Below are 1,201 nucleotides of genomic sequence, written 5' to 3' on the forward strand. Positions count from 1 at the left end.
AAAAAAACTCAACAGGCGCAGAACATTGGTCACGCTTTGTTAATGATTAATCGAGTTTATTGGATAGGATGATTGTAAAAATGTGTGTGGAATAACCACGATTGTTATTTCAATTTTCTTTGAAATAAGGGGAGGGAAATGCCCACAGCAGGGGCAGTTCGGGATTCTAAAGCTATTAAATAACTAATTTATATATATGAAAGGATTGATATTAGATGAATCTATATCATTTAACTGGATTTGATTCAGATAAAGCACTTCAAGAGTGGGAGTTAGTGTTTAAAGAATTGAAAGATTATGTTGAAGATAAAGAAGCATACAAGTGCACGATTATTGTTGCTAATGATGCTCATCAGTATGAAGAAAGACAAAATAGTAAAGGTGAGTGGTTTACGCCATCATCTAATAAAGGTCAGGAGTTTACGGTTTTTGTAAAACAAAAGCCTTTAGTTGATGAGTTTAGTAAATGCGCTATTGAAGATGTTAAAAATGCGTATGTAGCTGGAGACAGAAATCGTGGGAGAGCCATCTTTGAAGCTGACCGTTTGGTAAAAAGCTAGTGGCGATTGCATCAGCAGTTCAGAAGTGAAATATTCTCGGCAGAGCCCAGATTTCACTTCTGAACTTCAATGCAATCGCAAGTATTTAATTTTTTAGCAATGAGTGAGCTTCAAAGGTGTGATTTGTTGGTAATTTGTGAGCGAGGTTGCGCTATGTCGCAACGTCGTGAACAAATGGACGCGCGAATGCGCGTAATTAATTGAGATTTAAAATTTTGTACAAAGTTCTAAAGCTCATTGTTTTGGGACTGAGGGCTTGTTTTAGTCCCAAAACCTAAAAAATTTTGTACAAAACAAGTCTAAAAAGACTATTAAATTAGGAAAGGTGGTGTATAAAATTTGGCAGATAAAAAGAGATGTACTAACTATATGTTTGTTCAGCAACTAGATTTCTTAAATTTAACGATTGATGAGCTTAAGCGTAAATGTGAATGTGATCATTCTATCAAAGAATTTGCAATGATAGTGCATGATAAAGACTTAAAAGAAGATAAAACAACCTATGTTGAACCTCATTTACATTTGTTCTTGAACTTTAAACAACATAAGTCATTAAAGTACGTATCTGAATTAGTAGATGATAAAGAAAATAACATTGATTATTTTAATAAGGATACTGTACCAGATAAAAACGAAAGGAA

The 1,201-nt window shown here is 33.6% G+C and carries 2 protein-coding genes; both read left to right on the forward strand.

What is annotated here, in order from left to right; all coding sequences use genetic code 11:
• The first annotated feature begins 215 nt into the window (after positions 1–215).
• A complete protein-coding gene (locus tag L284_RS47100; protein WP_081673850.1) occupies positions 216–560 on the forward strand; it encodes a hypothetical protein in 345 nt (114 codons plus the stop codon).
• 339 nt (positions 561–899) lie between these two features.
• The coding region (locus L284_RS47105; RefSeq protein ID WP_200861619.1) for a Rep family protein at positions 900–1,201 on the forward strand (302 nt) is incomplete at its 3' end.

The sequence above is a fragment of the Novosphingobium lindaniclasticum LE124 genome, assembly GCF_000445125.1.
GTDB classification, from domain to species: Bacteria; Pseudomonadota; Alphaproteobacteria; order Sphingomonadales; family Sphingomonadaceae; genus Novosphingobium; species Novosphingobium lindaniclasticum.